16 protein-coding genes and 1 pseudogene are annotated in these 15,859 nt (G+C 65.5%); 9 read left to right on the top strand and 8 right to left on the bottom strand.

Annotation, left to right across the window (positions count from 1 at the left end; all coding sequences use genetic code 11):
* Nucleotides 1–93: 93 nt before the first annotated feature.
* From ABZ293_RS06635 to mptB, 3 genes are all read right to left on the bottom strand, one after another.
* Nucleotides 94–885 carry an ABC transporter permease gene (locus tag ABZ293_RS06635; protein WP_355177977.1) on the bottom strand — a complete coding sequence of 264 codons (792 nt, stop codon included), beginning with the start codon at nucleotides 883–885 and terminating at the stop codon, nucleotides 94–96.
* Nucleotides 882–1,817 (bottom strand): ABC transporter ATP-binding protein, encoded by a 936-nt coding sequence (locus ABZ293_RS06630; protein ID WP_355177975.1) that lies wholly within the window; start codon nucleotides 1,815–1,817, stop codon nucleotides 882–884. The genes ABZ293_RS06635 and ABZ293_RS06630 overlap by 4 nt, the downstream gene beginning before the upstream one ends.
* A gap of 125 nt (nucleotides 1,818–1,942) precedes the next feature.
* Nucleotides 1,943–3,688, bottom strand: a complete 1,746-nt coding sequence (mptB, locus tag ABZ293_RS06625; RefSeq protein ID WP_355178514.1) for a polyprenol phosphomannose-dependent alpha 1,6 mannosyltransferase MptB — start codon at nucleotides 3,686–3,688, stop codon at nucleotides 1,943–1,945.
* A 334-nt stretch (nucleotides 3,689–4,022) separates the two neighbouring features.
* On the opposite strand from mptB, the gene ABZ293_RS06620 reads away from it, so the two are divergent.
* The 7 genes from ABZ293_RS06620 to ABZ293_RS06590 are packed head-to-tail and all read left to right on the top strand — an operon-like array spanning nucleotide 4,023 to nucleotide 10,384.
* Nucleotides 4,023–4,835 carry a metalloregulator ArsR/SmtB family transcription factor gene (locus tag ABZ293_RS06620; RefSeq protein WP_355178512.1) on the top strand — a complete coding sequence of 271 codons (813 nt, stop codon included), beginning with the start codon at nucleotides 4,023–4,025 and terminating at the stop codon, nucleotides 4,833–4,835.
* Nucleotides 4,832–6,268 (top strand): Fe-S cluster assembly protein SufB, encoded by a 1,437-nt coding sequence (gene sufB / locus ABZ293_RS06615; RefSeq protein ID WP_355177973.1) that lies wholly within the window; start codon nucleotides 4,832–4,834, stop codon nucleotides 6,266–6,268. Before ABZ293_RS06620 ends, sufB begins: the two co-directional genes overlap by 4 nt.
* A complete protein-coding gene (gene sufD, locus ABZ293_RS06610) occupies nucleotides 6,268–7,449 on the top strand; it encodes a Fe-S cluster assembly protein SufD (RefSeq protein WP_355177971.1) in 1,182 nt (393 codons plus the stop codon). The genes sufB and sufD overlap by 1 nt, the downstream gene beginning before the upstream one ends.
* Before the next feature lie 37 nt (nucleotides 7,450–7,486).
* Nucleotides 7,487–8,263, top strand: coding sequence for a Fe-S cluster assembly ATPase SufC (sufC, locus tag ABZ293_RS06605; RefSeq protein WP_355177969.1), 777 nt, complete (start codon nucleotides 7,487–7,489; stop codon nucleotides 8,261–8,263).
* Between the two features lies 1 nt (nucleotide 8,264).
* The gene (locus ABZ293_RS06600; protein WP_355177967.1) at nucleotides 8,265–9,518 is read left to right on the top strand and encodes a cysteine desulfurase; all 1,254 of its coding nucleotides are present in this window, start codon (nucleotides 8,265–8,267) and stop codon (nucleotides 9,516–9,518) included.
* 3 nt (nucleotides 9,519–9,521) lie between these two features.
* The gene (gene sufU, locus ABZ293_RS06595; RefSeq protein WP_354958436.1) at nucleotides 9,522–10,016 is read left to right on the top strand and encodes a Fe-S cluster assembly sulfur transfer protein SufU; all 495 of its coding nucleotides are present in this window, start codon (nucleotides 9,522–9,524) and stop codon (nucleotides 10,014–10,016) included.
* Complete coding sequence (locus tag ABZ293_RS06590) at nucleotides 10,013–10,384, top strand: metal-sulfur cluster assembly factor (RefSeq protein WP_355177965.1); 372 nt, start codon at nucleotides 10,013–10,015, stop codon at nucleotides 10,382–10,384. The genes sufU and ABZ293_RS06590 overlap by 4 nt, the downstream gene beginning before the upstream one ends.
* A 62-nt stretch (nucleotides 10,385–10,446) precedes the next feature.
* Here the strand turns inward: ABZ293_RS06590 and ABZ293_RS06585 are convergent, their stop codons facing one another.
* Complete coding sequence (locus ABZ293_RS06585; RefSeq protein WP_355177964.1) at nucleotides 10,447–12,003, bottom strand: NERD domain-containing protein; 1,557 nt, start codon at nucleotides 12,001–12,003, stop codon at nucleotides 10,447–10,449.
* 412 nt (nucleotides 12,004–12,415) lie between these two features.
* Here ABZ293_RS06585 and ABZ293_RS06580 point away from each other — a divergent pair, with 412 nt between their 5' ends.
* A complete protein-coding gene (locus ABZ293_RS06580; RefSeq protein WP_355177962.1) occupies nucleotides 12,416–12,853 on the top strand; it encodes a DUF4189 domain-containing protein in 438 nt (145 codons plus the stop codon).
* Nucleotides 12,854–12,931: 78 nt separating this feature from the next.
* On the opposite strand, the gene ABZ293_RS06575 is transcribed toward ABZ293_RS06580, so the two are convergent.
* Together ABZ293_RS06575 and ABZ293_RS06570 are read right to left on the bottom strand one after the other, a co-directional pair.
* Nucleotides 12,932–13,594 (bottom strand): methionine ABC transporter permease, encoded by a 663-nt coding sequence (locus ABZ293_RS06575; RefSeq protein ID WP_355177960.1) that lies wholly within the window; start codon nucleotides 13,592–13,594, stop codon nucleotides 12,932–12,934.
* A 55-nt stretch (nucleotides 13,595–13,649) separates the two neighbouring features.
* Nucleotides 13,650–14,270: pseudogene (locus ABZ293_RS06570) on the bottom strand (ATP-binding cassette domain-containing protein); the annotation flags it as partial.
* Between ABZ293_RS06570 and ABZ293_RS06565 the strand changes: the two are divergent.
* Entirely contained in the window at nucleotides 14,233–14,955 is a 723-nt protein-coding gene (locus ABZ293_RS06565) for a MetQ/NlpA family ABC transporter substrate-binding protein (protein WP_355178510.1), read from the top strand. The pseudogene ABZ293_RS06570 and the gene ABZ293_RS06565 sit on opposite strands and share 38 nt — an antisense overlap.
* Before the next feature lie 4 nt (nucleotides 14,956–14,959).
* Here ABZ293_RS06565 and ABZ293_RS06560 read toward each other — a convergent pair whose 3' ends face one another.
* Nucleotides 14,960–15,487, bottom strand: coding sequence for an SRPBCC family protein (locus ABZ293_RS06560; protein WP_355177958.1), 528 nt, complete (start codon nucleotides 15,485–15,487; stop codon nucleotides 14,960–14,962).
* Nucleotides 15,484–15,816, bottom strand: a complete 333-nt coding sequence (locus ABZ293_RS06555) for a metalloregulator ArsR/SmtB family transcription factor (protein ID WP_355177956.1) — start codon at nucleotides 15,814–15,816, stop codon at nucleotides 15,484–15,486. The genes ABZ293_RS06560 and ABZ293_RS06555 overlap by 4 nt, the downstream gene beginning before the upstream one ends.
* Nucleotides 15,817–15,859 lie beyond the last annotated feature (43 nt).

Raw genomic sequence — 15,859 nt, 5'->3', positions numbered from 1 at the left:
ATATCGTCGTTGCGAGCCCGAACTACGTTGGGCCTGCACTTTCGAGGAAAGTCGATCGCCGGATTCGACTCGAGCGCGCGGCCGGGTCCGACCTCAGTCGAAACGGAAGAAACGCGTAGCGAGGAAGCCGCTGACCGCGCCCCAGACGGCGAGCACCGCGATACCGAACCAGTCCACGCTGCTGCGCATGGCGTCTTCGAGGGTGACCGCCAGCGCCCCCGAGGGCACCAGCCGCACAAGCACATTCACCGCCGATGGCAGATCCTCGGATGCGAACACCACGCTCGCAATGCCGAGCATGGCGAACCACAGGATATTCGCCAGCGCCAGCACGATCTCTGCCTTGAGCGTGCCGCCGAGCAGCAGCCCCATTGCCGCGAAGGTGGCGGTGCCGAGCGCGATCACCAGCGCGCCGAGCCCGAGCCCGGCGAGGTCGGGCCGCCAACCGAGCGCGAATCCGATGGCGCCCAACAGGATTGCCTGCAGCACTACGACGATCAGGACCGCGGCGCTCTTGCCCGCCACGATGCCCCAGCGGGGGAGTGGGGTGGCCCCGAGGCGCTTGAGCGCGCCATAGCGCCGGTCGAATCCGACCGCGATGGCCTGTCCGGTGAAGGCGGTCGACATGACCGCAACCATCATTACCGCGGGCACGATCTTGTCGACCCGATCGGTACCGAGGTCGCCGAAGGGCAATAGGCTGAGCCCGACCAGCAGGGTGATCGGTATGAACATGGTCAGCAGCAGCTGTTCGCCATTGCGCAGCAACAGGATCAGCTCGAGCCGGGTCTGCGCGGTCATCATCGCGATGCGGCTGCTCGGGCGCGGATCGGGGGTGAAGGTACCCGGTGTGAAGCGGTTCTCGACGCGATCTGGCTGGTTCATCCGCGTAGGTCCCGTCCGGTCAGTTCCAGGAAGACTTCCTCGAGGCGGCGCTGATCGATCCGGATATCGGTGGCCAGCACATTCTGCTGTGCGCACCATGCGGTCACCGTCGCCAGCACCTGCGGGTTGATCTCGCCCTCGACCAGATACGATCCCGGCGTCATCTCGCGCGGCGAGAAGCCTTCCGGCAGAGCGGTTTTCAGCAGCCGCAGATCGAGTTTCGGTGGGGCGGTGAAGCGCAGCTGCCCGGCCGCGCCGTGTGCGGTCACCTCGGCGGGTGTTCCGGAGGCGACGATCTGCCCGTGATCGATGATCACCAGCTGGTCGGCGAGCTGCTCGGCCTCGTCCATCATGTGTGTAGTGAGCAGTACGCTCACCCCGTCGCGGCGCAGCGCGTCGATGAGCTCCCAGACGATCAGCCGGGCCTGGGCGTCCAGGCCCGCGGTCGGCTCGTCGAGAAAGACGATCTCCGGCTTCCCGACCAGTGCGCAGGCCAAGGCCAGCCGCTGCTGCTGACCGCCGGAGAGGCGACGGTAGGGGGTGCGCCGGTTGTCCTGCAGGCCAAGGGTTTTCAGCAACCAGTCCGGATCGAGCGGATCCGCCGAATAGGCGGCGACCAGATCGAGCATCTCGCCCGCCCGGGCGCCCGGGTACGCGCCGCCGCCCTGCAGCATGACGCCGATGCGCGGGCGCAGCCGGTCGGAGTCGGCGATCGGATCGAGTCCGAGCACCCGGACCGAACCCGCATCCGGAGCGTGGAATCCCTCGCACATTTCCACGGTCGTGGTCTTGCCCGCCCCGTTCGGCCCGAGCAGGGCCAGCACCTGTGCCCGTTCGACAGCGAAGCTGATCCCGTCGACCGCGGTGGTCTCGCCGTATCGCTTGACGACGCCGTCGATACAGACGGCTGGTCCCGAGGCTGCGGTCACCATCGCGCCTCGGTGCTCGGCTCCGTCGCGTCCAAGGGTGCTGTGCCCATTGTGCGCTCGCTTCGCTCCCTCACGGTGTCACACCGTAAGCGGTCGACGGATGTGACCGGGACGACACCCCTGCCAAGTCAGCTCGGTGGTCCGGCAGGACCGGCCGCGGTGGCCGCGGAGTTGGTGCCGGACTGGTGCATCCGCCATGGCAGTGACTTGCGGGTTGCCAGGATCATCAACGCACAAGTGAGGACCGTGATGCAGGCCGCATAGATAAGGACGAACGGGGGGATTTCGCTACCCGACGGCATGAGCATGACGCTGATCGCCGCCGAGGCGATCGTCGCCGGAACCCGGAAGGCGGGTCGGCTGGCCCAGGCCGCCAGCGGGACGATGCCCCAGAGCAGATACCAGGGCTGCACCACCGGAAACAGCAGGACGACCGCGCCGAAGGCGACACCGAGTGCACCGACCGGATGCAGCCGACCGCGCCAGGTGGCCACCATCAGCCGCACCACCACCAGTGTCGCCGCGGCCGCCGCGATCGGGCGGGTAATGCTCAGCAGGGCGGTGGTGTGGTCGCCCAATCCCAGCAGGACGCCCCCGAATCCGGTGGCGACGCCGAGTGCGGTGGGCAGTGACATCCAACTGCGCACCGAGTTGGCCATGGTCAGGGTGTCTATCCACCCGAATCCGAGACCGCTGCCGAGACAGACCGCGAGCATGACGGCGCCGGTGACGCAGCCGAGCAGCAGTGCCGAACTGAGTACGGCGCGCATATCGCCGCCCCACTTTCGGCTCAATGCCATCCACACGAACGCCAGCGCCAGCATCGACGGGATCTTGACGGTGGTGGACAGCGCGATCAGGGTGGTGCCCGCTAAGAGCAGCACGAGTGTGTGTCCGCGCATCGGGCCGGTATTGCTCAGGGCCGCCAGGCAGTATTCCAACCCGACCAGCATCAGGCCGAGCATCATCGCCTCGTTGTGCACACCGGATACCAGATGGAATATCACCAGCGGATTGACCGCGCCGAGCCACAGTGCGGCGACGGGCGATACTCGGCACCGCTGTGCCAGTCGGGGCAATGCCCAGACGATGCAGGCGACACCGATGAGCGCCAGCATCCGGTGCAGCAGTACCCCGGCGAGCATATTGTCGCCGACGATTTCGGCGATGCCCTTGCCCAGCCAGATTGATAGCGGTCCGTATGGCGCGGGCGAATTCTGCCAGATATTCGGGACGCTGCGAGTCAGGATATGGTCCTGGCCGAGGCCCTGTACCGGACCCACGTCGTAGGGGTCGAGCCCGTTCGCCGCGATCTCCCCCTGTGCCAGGTAGGAGTAGACGTCCTGGCTGAACATCGGCGGCGCGACCGACAGCGGGATAATCCACAGCAGCAGGGTGCGGTCCAACTGCGAGCGGCTGATCCGGCGAATGCGATTGGATTGCAGGCCCAGAGCGAAGCGTCCGAGTAGCAGCCAGGCCAACATCACGATGACCGTGCCGACCATGGTCGTGGCCAGCCCGGAATTGTGTACCCGCGCGGGCAGCCCCAAAATGGCCCGGCCGTAGGTCGGATTCTGCAGCGTGGGCTGGGCGCCGAGCCCGAGGGCGCCGATGGCCATCATGACCGAACCGGTCGCGCCGAGCAGCCGGACCCGGCGCAGTTGCGCTGTCTCCTGCGGGTTGAGCTCGGCGGCCTCGGGTTCGTTGACGTGGAAGGTGTCGCCGACGGTGTGGTCCGGCGGCACATCGAGTCCGATGATGCGACGACCCAGCGAAATGGCGGTGTTGATCGGTGCAGTCCGGCGCAGTCGAATCAGGGTGCTCGAGGTGTCCGACCGGCGTTCGACACCTTCTTCGCCGTGCTCGCCTGACATCACGCGGCCAGCGTAACCGATGCGACCGGCAGTTCCGGTGCTCCGCGGAACCGACCGGGGAGCACGTTCTCATGACGATCGGACCCGGGCGCACCCTCGGCCGCCGTGCGCTGAACAGTGCCTCAGGATTTGATCATCGAGGTGTGTCCTAAATCGCACTGGCAATTCTGCCGGATGCGAAGGTCTGCCGCGGCGCAGGAGGCGCAGGTGGTGAACTTGGTGCAGTCGCCTGTCCGCTGCCGAAGTGCTCCCGCGCAGGTCATCGGCATGGCAACTCAGGGCACCCTTATTAGATTCCGGGAAATAATTCCGTCACACTGGTGTTGTGAAAACCGTGGGTTTGCCGCACGACGAGGATGGAGGCACCGGTCGCCGTACCGGTGTCGCCTCTTCTGCTGCGCCTGCGACCCTGGTCACGAGCGGTGAGGGACACACCAGAGCCGCCGTTGTCCAACTGTTGCTCGAAGAGGGGCCGATCACCGCGACCGCGATCGGCACCAAGCTCGGCCTGACGCCAGCGGGTGTCCGTCGGCACCTGGACGCGCTGATCGAATCCGGTCAGGCGCGGGCGAGCCGCTCGGCGCCGTGGCAGCAGAAGGGTCGCGGCCGTCCGGCCAAGCAATACCAGCTCACGGCCGTCGGCCGGGGACGGCTCGGCCATGCCTATGACGATCTGGCCGGGGCGGCGATTCGGCAGCTCGGTGAGATCGGCGGCGAGCAGGCCATCACCGAATTCGCGCGCAGGCGGGCCAGGACCGTCGTCAAGGGCATCGAACCGGTCGCCGAGCACACCGCGGAGAACACCACCGCCAAGGCGGAGGAGATCGCGGAGGCCTTTACCGACGCCGGATTCGCCGCGTCCACCCGCAAGGTCGGCGCTGGCGTCCAGATCTGCCAGCACCACTGCCCGGTGGCCCACGTCGCCGAGGAATTCCCACAGCTGTGCGAGGCCGAACTCGAGGCCTTCCGGGACCTGCTCGGCACCCACGTACAGCGACTTGCGACGATCGCCAACGGTGATTGCGCGTGCACGACCCACGTGCCGCTGTTCGTTCTGCCTACTACCGATACCGAGAACGCTTCCCATAAGGCCGCTGCACAGCCCGCAGCGGTACGTACGAACGACTCCGGAAGGAGTGCCGAATGACGACAACCACCGACCAGGTGCAACCGCTCACTCAGGAAGAAACCATCGCTTCCCTGGGCAAATACGGTTACGGCTGGGCCGATTCGGATGAGGCCGGTGCCAGTGCGCAACGAGGCCTGTCCGAGGCTGTCGTCCGCGACATCTCGGCCAAGAAGAACGAGACCGAGTGGATGCTCGAGCACCGGCTCAAGGCATTGCGCATCTTCGATCGCAAGCCGATGCCGAGCTGGGGCTCCAACCTCGACGGTATCGACTTCGACAACATCAAATACTTCGTGCGCTCGACCGAGAAGCAGGCCGAGAGCTGGGAAGATCTGCCCGAGGACATCAAGAACACCTACGACAGGCTCGGCATCCCGGAGGCGGAGAAGCAGCGCCTGGTCGCCGGTGTCGCCGCGCAGTACGAGTCCGAGGTCGTCTACCACCAGATCCGTGAGGATCTGGAGGCCCAGGGCGTCATCTTCCTGGACACCGACACCGGTCTGCGCGAGCACCCGGAGATCTTCGAGAAGTACTTCGGCACGGTTATCCCAGCCGGTGACAACAAGTTCTCCGCGCTGAACACCGCCGTATGGTCGGGTGGATCGTTCATCTATGTGCCGCCGGGCGTGCACGTCGACATTCCGCTGCAGGCCTACTTCCGGATCAATACCGAGAACATGGGCCAGTTCGAGCGGACCCTGATCATCGTCGACGAGGGCGCCTACGTGCACTATGTCGAGGGCTGCACCGCGCCGATCTACAAGTCGGATTCGCTGCACTCCGCGGTGGTCGAGATCATCGTGAAGAAGGGCGGCCGCTGCCGCTACACCACCATCCAGAACTGGTCGAACAACGTCTACAACCTGGTCACCAAGCGGGCCAAGGCGGAGGCCGGCGCGACCATGGAGTGGATCGACGGCAATATCGGCTCCAAGGTCACCATGAAGTACCCGTCCGTGTGGATGATGGGTGAGTACGCCAAGGGCGAGGTGCTCTCGGTCGCGTTCGCTGGCGAGGGCCAGCACCAGGACACCGGCGCGAAGATGCTGCACCTGGCGCCGCATACCTCGTCGACCATCGTGTCCAAGTCGGTGGCGCGCGGCGGCGGCCGGGCCTCCTACCGCGGCCTGGTCCAGGTCAACAAGGGTGCGCACGGTTCCAAGTCGACCGTGAAATGTGATGCGCTGCTTGTCGATACGATCAGCCGCTCCGACACCTACCCCTACGTCGATATCCGCGAGGACGACGTGACGATGGGCCATGAGGCCACCGTCTCGAAGGTGTCCGAGGACCAGCTGTTCTACCTGATGAGCCGCGGCCTCACCGAGGACGAGGCGATGGCGATGGTCGTGCGCGGCTTCGTCGAGCCGATCGCCAAGGAACTCCCGATGGAGTACGCGCTCGAGCTGAACCGCCTGATCGAACTGCAGATGGAAGGAGCCGTCGGCTGATGGCAGCCCTGGACAACGTTGCCGCGGCCGCTGAGGCTCGCATCCCGGCAGTCAACAAGGGGGAGGTATTCACTTCCTTCGACGTCAATGCCTTCGAAGTGCCCTCGGCCAAGGATGAGGCGTGGCGGTTCACCCCGCTGCGCCGCCTGCGCGGCCTGCAGGACGGCACCGCCGTCCAGGACGGCGCGGTCACCGTCGAGGTGGCTCCGGTCGCCGGTGTGACGGTGGAAACGGTGGCGCGCACCGACTCTCGTCTCGGTGCGGCCGGTGTACCGTCGGATCGGGTTGCGGCCCAGGCGTATTCGGGTTTCGAGCAGGCGACCGTGATCTCGGTCGGCGCGGAAGTCGAAGTCGCCGAACCGGTTACCGTTACCGTCACCGGTCCGGGCGAGGGTAAGACCGCATACGGCCACCTGCAGGTCCGGCTCGGCAACTTCGCCGTCGCCACCGTGGTCATCGACCAGCGGGGCAGCGGAACCTACGCCGAGAACATCGAATTCGTGCTGGGCGACAGCGCCAAGCTGATCGTGGTCGCGATCCAGGACTGGGCCGACGATGCCGTGCACGCCACCGCGCACCACGCCCAGCTCGGACGCGACGCCACTCTGCGGCACACCTCGGTCACCCTCGGCGGTGATCTGGTGCGCCTCACCGGCAATGTCCGCTACGCGGGTCCCGGCGGCGATGCCGAATTGCTCGGCCTCTACTTCGCCGACGCCGGTCAGCATTTCGAGCAGCGCCTGCTCGTCGACCACGCGGTCCCGCACTGCAAGTCCAATGTGCTGTACAAGGGTGCGCTGCAAGGTGATCCGCATTCCCCCAAGGGCGATGCCCGCACGGTATGGGTCGGCGACGTGCTCATCCGCGCGGCCGCCGAGGGCACCGACACCTTCGAGGTGAACCGCAACCTGGTGCTCACCGATGGCGCGCGCGCCGATTCGGTGCCGAATCTGGAAATCGAGACCGGCGAGATCGTCGGCGCTGGCCATGCGAGCGCCACCGGTCGTTTCGATGACGAGCAGCTGTTCTACCTGCGCGCCCGCGGTATCCCGGAGGACGCCGCCCGCCGTCTGGTGGTGCGCGGTTTCTTCCACGAGATCATCCAGAAGATCGCGGTCCCCGAGGTCCGGGAGCGGCTGGAGTCGGCCATCGAGGCCGAACTCGCCGCAATCGGCGCATGACCAACCAACCCCTTTGTCAGTAAGGAATCCGAATTCGATGACCACCCTGGAAATCAAGGACCTGCACGTCGAGGTCGCCAACCCGGACGAGACCGCCGAGCCCATCAAGATCCTCAAGGGCGTGAACCTCACCATCAAATCCGGTGAGACACACGCGATCATGGGCCCCAACGGTTCCGGCAAGTCGACGCTGTCCTACGCGATCGCCGGACACCCGAAGTACACGGTGACCTCCGGCTCGATCACCCTCGACGGCGAGGACGTCCTGGCGATGTCCGTCGACGAGCGTGCGCGTGCGGGTCTGTTCCTGGCCATGCAGTACCCGGTCGAGGTTCCCGGCGTCTCGATGTCGAACTTCCTGCGCACCGCCGCCACCGCGGTCCGCGGCGAGGCCCCCAAGCTGCGCACCTGGGTCAAGGAGGTGAAGGAGTCGATGAACGAGCTGGAGATCGACGCCGCCTTCGCCGAGCGCAGCGTGAACGAGGGCTTCTCCGGCGGTGAGAAGAAGCGCCACGAGATCCTGCAGCTGGGTCTGCTCAAGCCCAAGATCGCCATTCTGGACGAGACCGACTCCGGCCTGGACGTCGACGCACTGCGCATCGTTTCCGAGGGTGTGAACCGGTACAAGGAGCGCGAGCACGGTGGCATCCTGCTGATCACCCACTACACCCGCATCCTGCGCTACATCCAGCCCGAATTCGTGCACGTATTCGTCGGCGGCCGCATCGTCGCCGAGGGCGGCGCCGAGCTGGCCGAAGAACTCGATGCGAACGGCTACGTCCGTTTTACTCAGACCGCTACCGCTGGAGCCTGATATGACCGCCACGGTCCGTACCCTCGACGTCGCCCGGATCCGGGCCGACTTCCCGATCCTGAGCCGCACGGTTCGGGACGGGAAACCGTTGGTGTACCTGGACTCCGGCGCGACCTCGCAGCGTCCCCTCGCCGTGCTCGACGCCGAACGCGAATTCCTCGTCGAGCGCAATTCGGCCGTGCACCGTGGTGCGCACCAACTGGCCGAGGAGGCCACCGACGCCTATGAGGGCGCGCGGGCCGATATCGCCCGGTTCGTCGGTGTGGACGCCGACGAGATCGTGTTCACCAAGAATGCGACCGAATCGCTGAATCTGGTGACCTACGCGTTCTCCGACAACCGCTTCCCATACCACGTGGGTCCGGGCGACGAGATCGTCATCACCGAGCTCGAACATCACGCGAATCTTGTGCCGTGGCAGGAACTCGCGCGCCGTACCGGTGCGACCCTGAAGTGGTACGGCATCACCGATGATGGCCGCATCGATCTCGATTCGCTCGAATTGTCGCCCGCGACCAAGGTTGTCGCGTTCACGCACCAGTCGAATGTGACCGGCGCGGTCACCGATGTCGCCGAAATGGTCCGCCGGGCAAAGGAAGTCGGCGCGCTGACAGTGCTCGACGCCTGCCAGTCGGTGCCGCATATGCCGGTGAACTTCCGTGAACTCGGTGTCGACTTCGCCGCGTTCTCCGGGCACAAGATGCTCGGACCGTCCGGTGTCGGCGTGCTCTACGGGCGGCGGGCGGTGCTCGCGGAGACTCCGCCGTTCATCACCGGCGGTTCGATGATCGAGACCGTCACCATGGAGGGCAGCACCTACGCGCCGCCACCGCAGCGTTTCGAGGCCGGTGTGCCGATGACCTCGCAGGTGGTCGGATTGGGCGCGGCCGTGCGGTATCTCGAAGCGATCGGCATGGAAGCCGTTGCGGCACACGAACATGCGCTCACCGGTGCAGCGCTGGACGGACTCGCCGCGATCGCGGGCGTGCGGATCATCGGCCCGGTCGAGAACATCGACCGCGGCGGCGCGGTCTCCTTCGTGGTCGAGGGCATTCACGCCCATGACGTCGGGCAGATCCTGGACGACGAGGGCGTCGCGGTGCGCGTGGGCCACCACTGCGCGTGGCCGCTGATGCGCCGCCTCGGCGTGCCGGCGACGGCCCGTGCGTCGTTCGCGGTTTACAACACCCTGGACGAGGTGGACCAGCTGGTAGCCGCCGTGCGGAAGGCCCAGAGCTTCTTCGGAGTTGCATAAGACATGCGCATGGAGCAGATGTACCAGGAAGTGATCCTGGATCACTACAAGCACCCGCATCACCGCGGGCTGCGGGAGCCGTTCGGGGCCGAGGTGCACCACGTCAACCCGACCTGTGGTGACGAGGTGACCTTGCGCGTCCAGCTCGACGACAACGGTGATGTCGCCGATGTGTCCTACGACGGCCAGGGCTGCTCGATCAGTCAGGCCGCCACCTCGATCCTCACCGACCAGGTCATCGGACTGCCGGTGCAGCAGGCGCTGAAGGTCGTCGACTCCTACAACGCGATGATCTCCAGCCGCGGCACCGTCGAGGGCGATGAGGACATGATCGGCGACGGCATCGCGCTCGGTGGAGTGTCGAAGTATCCGGCGCGGGTCAAGTGCGCGCTACTGGGTTGGCTGGCGTTCAAGGATGCGGTGATTCGGATAACCTCCGCCGAAGAGGCCAAGCGGACTATGGGCAGCGATATCTCCACGAATGGAAAGCCGGCATGAGTGAGACACCAGTGACCGAAACGACCGAGCAGATCGAACTTTCGGCCGAGGCCGTCAAGCAGCTCGAGGATATCGAGGAGGCGATGCGCGACGTCGTCGACCCCGAACTCGGCATCAATGTCGTCGACCTCGGACTGGTCTACGGTATGAGTGTCGACCAGGACAATATCGTCACCCTCGACATGACCCTCACTTCGGCGGCCTGCCCGCTGACCGATGTCATCGAGGATCAGTCCCGCAATGCCCTCGTGCGCTCCGGACTGGCCGAAGACCTCAAGATCAACTGGGTCTGGATGCCCCCGTGGGGCCCGGACAAGATCACCGAAGACGGCCGCGAACAACTGCGCGCCCTGGGTTTCACGGTCTAGACCGCGAATACGCTGCCGCGACGAACCCGCGGCGCGGACCGTGACGAGACGGCCCGCGCGGATCAGCACTGCTGTTGGAATGGGAAGCACCGTGCCGCAGGTGGCGCGGATGGGGGTGCGGGTTCCGGCGGCCCAGTCGGCTCGGTGCTCGATCCCGGGCGTTGCTCGACGACGGTGGTAGGGGTCGGGTCCATACCTTCGGAAATAAGCAACCAGGTCGTGCCGACTATTGCCCCGATCACCACCACCGTCGCGAGCAGTTGCGGCAGGCCCGAGATGAGCTTCATCGCTTTGGCGCACACAGTGGCGACACCGGTGCGCACCGCGGAAGCCAGCCGAGGAGCCGAAACCCGGTGCGTTGGTTCGGCGGCGGGTGCGCTATCCGGCCACACCAATGGCATAGGTTGCGGCTCGGCCCTCGTCGGCGGCGGTTCCAATGCAACCGTCGATGAAGGCAGTGGCTCCTCCTCCGAAATAGGCTGCGCCCCAACCATTGCCGAAGGCTCGGCCGGAGCTGTCGCCAATGCCTGCGGCTGAATCTCCGACAGAGACTCCGCCGCGTCCTCGGTCCAATGCTGGCGCATTTCCACCGATCGACTTCGACGGTCGAGGTCACGGTGGAACGGAAGCTCTTCCGACGACCTATCGGGCGCGATCCACGACGACCATTGGCCAGTGAATGCCGACGACAACTGCGGAGCCGACCGAGTCGGCTGCGGCCGCAGCGCATCCGGACGGTCCACCGGCTGCGGCTCCGGCGGCGCCGCGGATACCTGGGCATGCGCCCCCGTATCAGCACCGACTTTGGACCGCGAGTGTGCCACGCCTGTCAACGGCTCCTCGTCGATGTCGGTCGGGAGCCATGGCGGGTGTGGAGTACTGGAATGTGACAGCTCCGACGACAGGCGACCGTCGTCGGGAAGTTCGATGGCGCCGAGCGCGGCCGACGTATGCGCTTGCACCAGCACCTTCGATGCGGGGCGCGCGGGTCGTCTGGTTTGCGACGGAAATCCCTCGGCCACAAGCTCTTCGATCGTGACCACATCTGCAAGGCTGAGCTCGCCGAGCAGTTCATAGGCCTGCTCCGCGGTCCAGATCAGCTTCCGGTTCGCCGTTCGAAGGAACCAGGCCCGCAACCCCGCCGACGAGTCGAGGACCACGGTGCCGCCGGGCTTTCGCGATTCGGTGTCCAGTGTGATGGTCGCTTCTCGGGGCGGCACGACCACGATCAGCCTGTCCACGTGCGCGTCCGGTTGTCGCCTGCGCACTATCTGGCTCAGGAGGTTCGCATTGCTCGCCACCTTGCCGAATGGGTCACTGTCGCGGAGGGGAACCGGCTCCCCATCGATTCCGGAAAGCTGCCAGCGCCCGTCGGCCCCCATCGACAGCACCCCGCCGGTCACCTCGGCAGCGATCTCCTGCACTTCGATCACGACCACAGCGCGCGGAGTAATGACCACCAGGTCCATCTGCTGCGTCGCACCACCTGGGTCGCTGTCGGGGATGGGATACCCCGAAACAGCAAGCCCCACAATGACATATTGGCCGTGCCAAGTCCGTAGCCAATCGAGCACACACTGTTCGGATCGTTGCGCCGACCCTTCATTGACAACCAGCATCGAGTCACTCTTCCGTCTCGCCCGCACAGTCGACTCCACAACGGTATTCATCGCAGACGCCCTGTGAGAATGCGAAAGGCATACAAAGAGCAGGGTTTTGGCGACAAAAGGTGTGACTACATCGGTGCGTGGGCAGATGGGAGTGTCACGGCGGCCAGCATACCGATCCCACCATGGGGTGAGCACGGCGGCGTGCGGGAAGATGACCCTGCGCTCATCGCCCACCTGCGAGATCAATGAAGGCCCTCGCGGCGGCGCCATAGGGTCGCATCCGAGACGGGACGCGCTGTGGCGCTGTGGGATCGCTGATTCCCGTTATGTCGGATCGCGGTGCTAGAAAGATTTGCACAATTCGGATCGGACCGGTCCGGATCTCGATCCGAAGCGACTTTCAGAACTGGGGAGATATCACATGTCACTGTCGTCCAAGGCTGCCATGGGTCTGGTGGCCGCATCCGCTGGTGCCTGCATCGCCGCCGGTGCCGGTGCCGCACAGGCGGACGAGAGCCTCTACGGCTCGCTGGCGATCTCGACCTCGTCGCGAGGCGATGCGACCCTCGGCTGGGCGTACAACTACTCGAACCGAGCCGATTCGGATCGCGCCGCGGTGCAGCAGTGCGGCCTGCCCAGCTGCCATGTCATCGTGCAGTTCGCCAATGCGTGCGCGGCCGTGGCCCGCAACGGCGATGACCACCTGGGCTGGGCCTGGGCACCGACCCGGGCCGAGGCCGAACAGCAGGCGATTGCCAATGCCGGGCCGACCGCACCGCCGCCGCTGCTCAACTTCGGCAGCTCGGCGCCGCGCGGACCGCGCATTGTCGATTCGCAGTGCACTGCGAACGCGGGCTGACGTCCTGACCGACCGAGTGCGCTCTCGACGCAATTCGCCTCGAGAGCGCACTCGGTCGCGAAGCCAAAGGTCGAACACTCAGCGGCGCAGCACCTTTCGTGCAACGAAATTGCCGAGGAACTGAATCCCCTGCACCCCGACGATAATGATCAGCGTGGCCACCAGCGTCACCTGCCAGTCGAAGCGCTGATATCCGTAGACCAGCGCGAAATCGCCGAGCCCGCCGCCGCCGACCGTGCCCGCCATGGCGGACATATCGACAATGGCGATCACCACGAAGGTATAGCCGAGGACCAAGGGCCCCAACGCTTCCGGGATCAACAGCGTCAGAATGATCCGCAGCGGACCGGCCCCAACGGCCCGGGCCGCCTCGATAACGCCCGGATCCACCGTGACCAGATTCTGTTCCACGATGCGGGCGATGCCGAAGGATGCCGCCACGATCATGACGAAGGCCGCGGCCTCCGTGCCGATCGTCGTCCCGACCACTTCGAGGGTGACCGGACCGAGTGCCGCGAGCAGGATGATGAACGGGATCGGCCGGACCACATTCACCAGCACGTTCAGCAGCAGGTTGATCGGCGCGTTCGCGAGCAGTCCGCCCTTGCGGGTGGTGTACAGGGCGGTGCCGAGGAGCAGCCCGATCAATCCGCCCACCACAAAGGTGAGCAGCACCAAATAGATGGTGGTGCTGATGGCCTCGGTCAGTACCGGCCGGAGTTTGTCCCAATCTGTATGCACGGCTAGTCCTTTCAGCCGACGCAGATCGTTTTCCATCGACCTGCGAGCAGGCGCGCTAGCGGCGATCGAGTGCGTCGATCACCTTGTCCACGTCGTCATCCGAACCGTGCAGGGCCAGCGTCACACTGCCGAAGGTCCGGTCCTGCAACGTGCTCACCCCGCCGTACACCACCTCGAATTCGACACCCGCGTGTGCGGCGGTGGCCAGTGCGGCGCCGATTCCACGCTGGTCATCGATGTCCACCGTGACCAACCGGCCGCCGTGTAGCTCGTCGAGTCGCCGCAATTGCTCGGCGTCGGGCCGATTGTGCAGCACGGTCTCCACGAACGATTGTGTCGGCGGCGCCTGCGGGCTCGCGAAAACCTCGAAGGTGCTGGCGAGTTCGACGATCTTCCCCTCGGCGAGCACCGCGACCCGATCGGCCACCGCGCGGATGACATCCATTTCGTGTGTGATCACGACAATGGTGACGCCGAGTTCGCGATTGATCTTCTTCAGCAGCCGCAGCACCTCACCGGTGGTCTCCGGATCCAGTGCCGAGGTCGATTCGTCCGCGAGCAGCAGCGACGGTGAGGTCGCCAGCGCCCGCGCGATGCCGACCCGCTGCTTCTGACCGCCCGAGAGCTGATCGGGATAGCTGCGGGCCTTATCGGCGAGACCGACAAAGTCCAACAACAATTTCACCGACTACAACCAGCCGAATCCGGCACTGGCACAGCGCCGGATCGACCTCAACAAATTCCAGCACGTGCGCTACCTGGCCAATTACAACGTCCGCAATAACGACACCCTGGTGCCGATCGGTGCGACCGAGATCTTCCCGCTGACCCTGTACTCGCGTAAGCACAAGTCGGTGGCCGAGATCCCCAAGGGCGGCCAGATCACGCTGAGCAACAATCCGGCCAATCAGGTTCGACCGCTGCTCGGCCTGGCCGCCGCCGGGTTGATCGTGCTGAAGGGCGGCGCGAGCTGGGATTCGAAGATCGAGGATGTGGACACTGCGGCCTCCAAGGTGAGCCTGAAGACCATCGATCCGACGCTGACCGCGCAATCCCTGGACAGCGTCGATGCCGCATTCGTCGACGACACCTTCGCGCGCCCGGCCGGTCTCACCAAGAACGAGACCATCTTCACCGATGATCCCGAGCGCCCGGAGCTCAGGCAGTACATCAATGTCTTCGCCGCCAGAGCCGAGGACAAGGACAACCCGAAGCTGCTCGCGCTGGCCAAGCTCTACCACGATCCGGAGGTCGAGGCGGCGGTGCGGGCCGAGTCCGGATATCAGGGCATCTTCAAGACCAACGATCCGGCGGATCTCCAGGCCACGCTGGCCGAACTGCAGACCAAGTTCCGCAACTAGGCGCTCACTCCGGAATACGTTCGGCGTATTCGGTGGCGAGCCGTGCGAACTTGGGCCAGAACGGTTCCGGCGTGCGGTTCGCCAGCCGTGCGGCGAGCAGATCGAGGTGGCTGTGCCAGCCGCCGGAGACATTCAGTACTCGGGAGCGGTCGGGGAGTTTGCGGTGGGTGAGCTCGAGGCGCACCTTGTCCTCGATGCTGGTCAACTCGAAGGTCACTTCGGAACCGTCGGACCAGGTGAAGGTGAGCAGCTTCGGCGGATCGCAGGCGAGGATCACGCCGGGCTCGCGGTGCTCTCCGGCGTACTGCGCGGGTGCTGGATCGTCGGCGCCGGTGAGTTCGGAATTGCGGAATACCAATTCGACAGCACCGCCCTCGTGCAACTCCATATCACCTGCGGCGAGCCAGGTTCGGCGCAACTCGGCATCGGTGATGTAGCGCCAAACCCGTTCGATCGGTCCGGGCAGCAGCCGCTCCAGCCGCACCGTCCCCGGTTCCACCAGCGTCCCGTAATCGTCTTCGCGCATCGTCATGATTCGTCCTCCTGTCGCAGGATTTCTTCGAGTCGATCCAGTCGTTCGGTCCAGAAGCGCTCGTAGAAGCGCATCCACTCGACGCCACCGCGAATCGGCCGCGCGTCGAGGCGGCACATATGAACCCGCCCGCGCACCCTGCGCTCGACCAGTCCGGCCCGCTCCAGCACCTGGATATGCTTGGAAGCCCCCGCCAGCGACATCGCATACGGCTCGGCCAACTCGCCGACACTGTGCTCACCATCGGCCAGTTGCCGCAGCATCGCGCGCCGTGTGGGGTGGGACAGCGCATGGAACAACGTATCCAGCTCGGCTTCCTGCTCAACCACATGGTTGAGTCTGCCCTCGCCATGCCCGATAGTCAACCGATTG

Source organism: Nocardia sp. NPDC005998, assembly GCF_040614395.1.
GTDB lineage: Bacteria > Actinomycetota > Actinomycetes > Mycobacteriales > Mycobacteriaceae > Nocardia.
The sequence above is the reverse complement of the archived record's forward strand: the minus strand, read 5'-3'. Positions and strand labels throughout refer to the sequence as shown.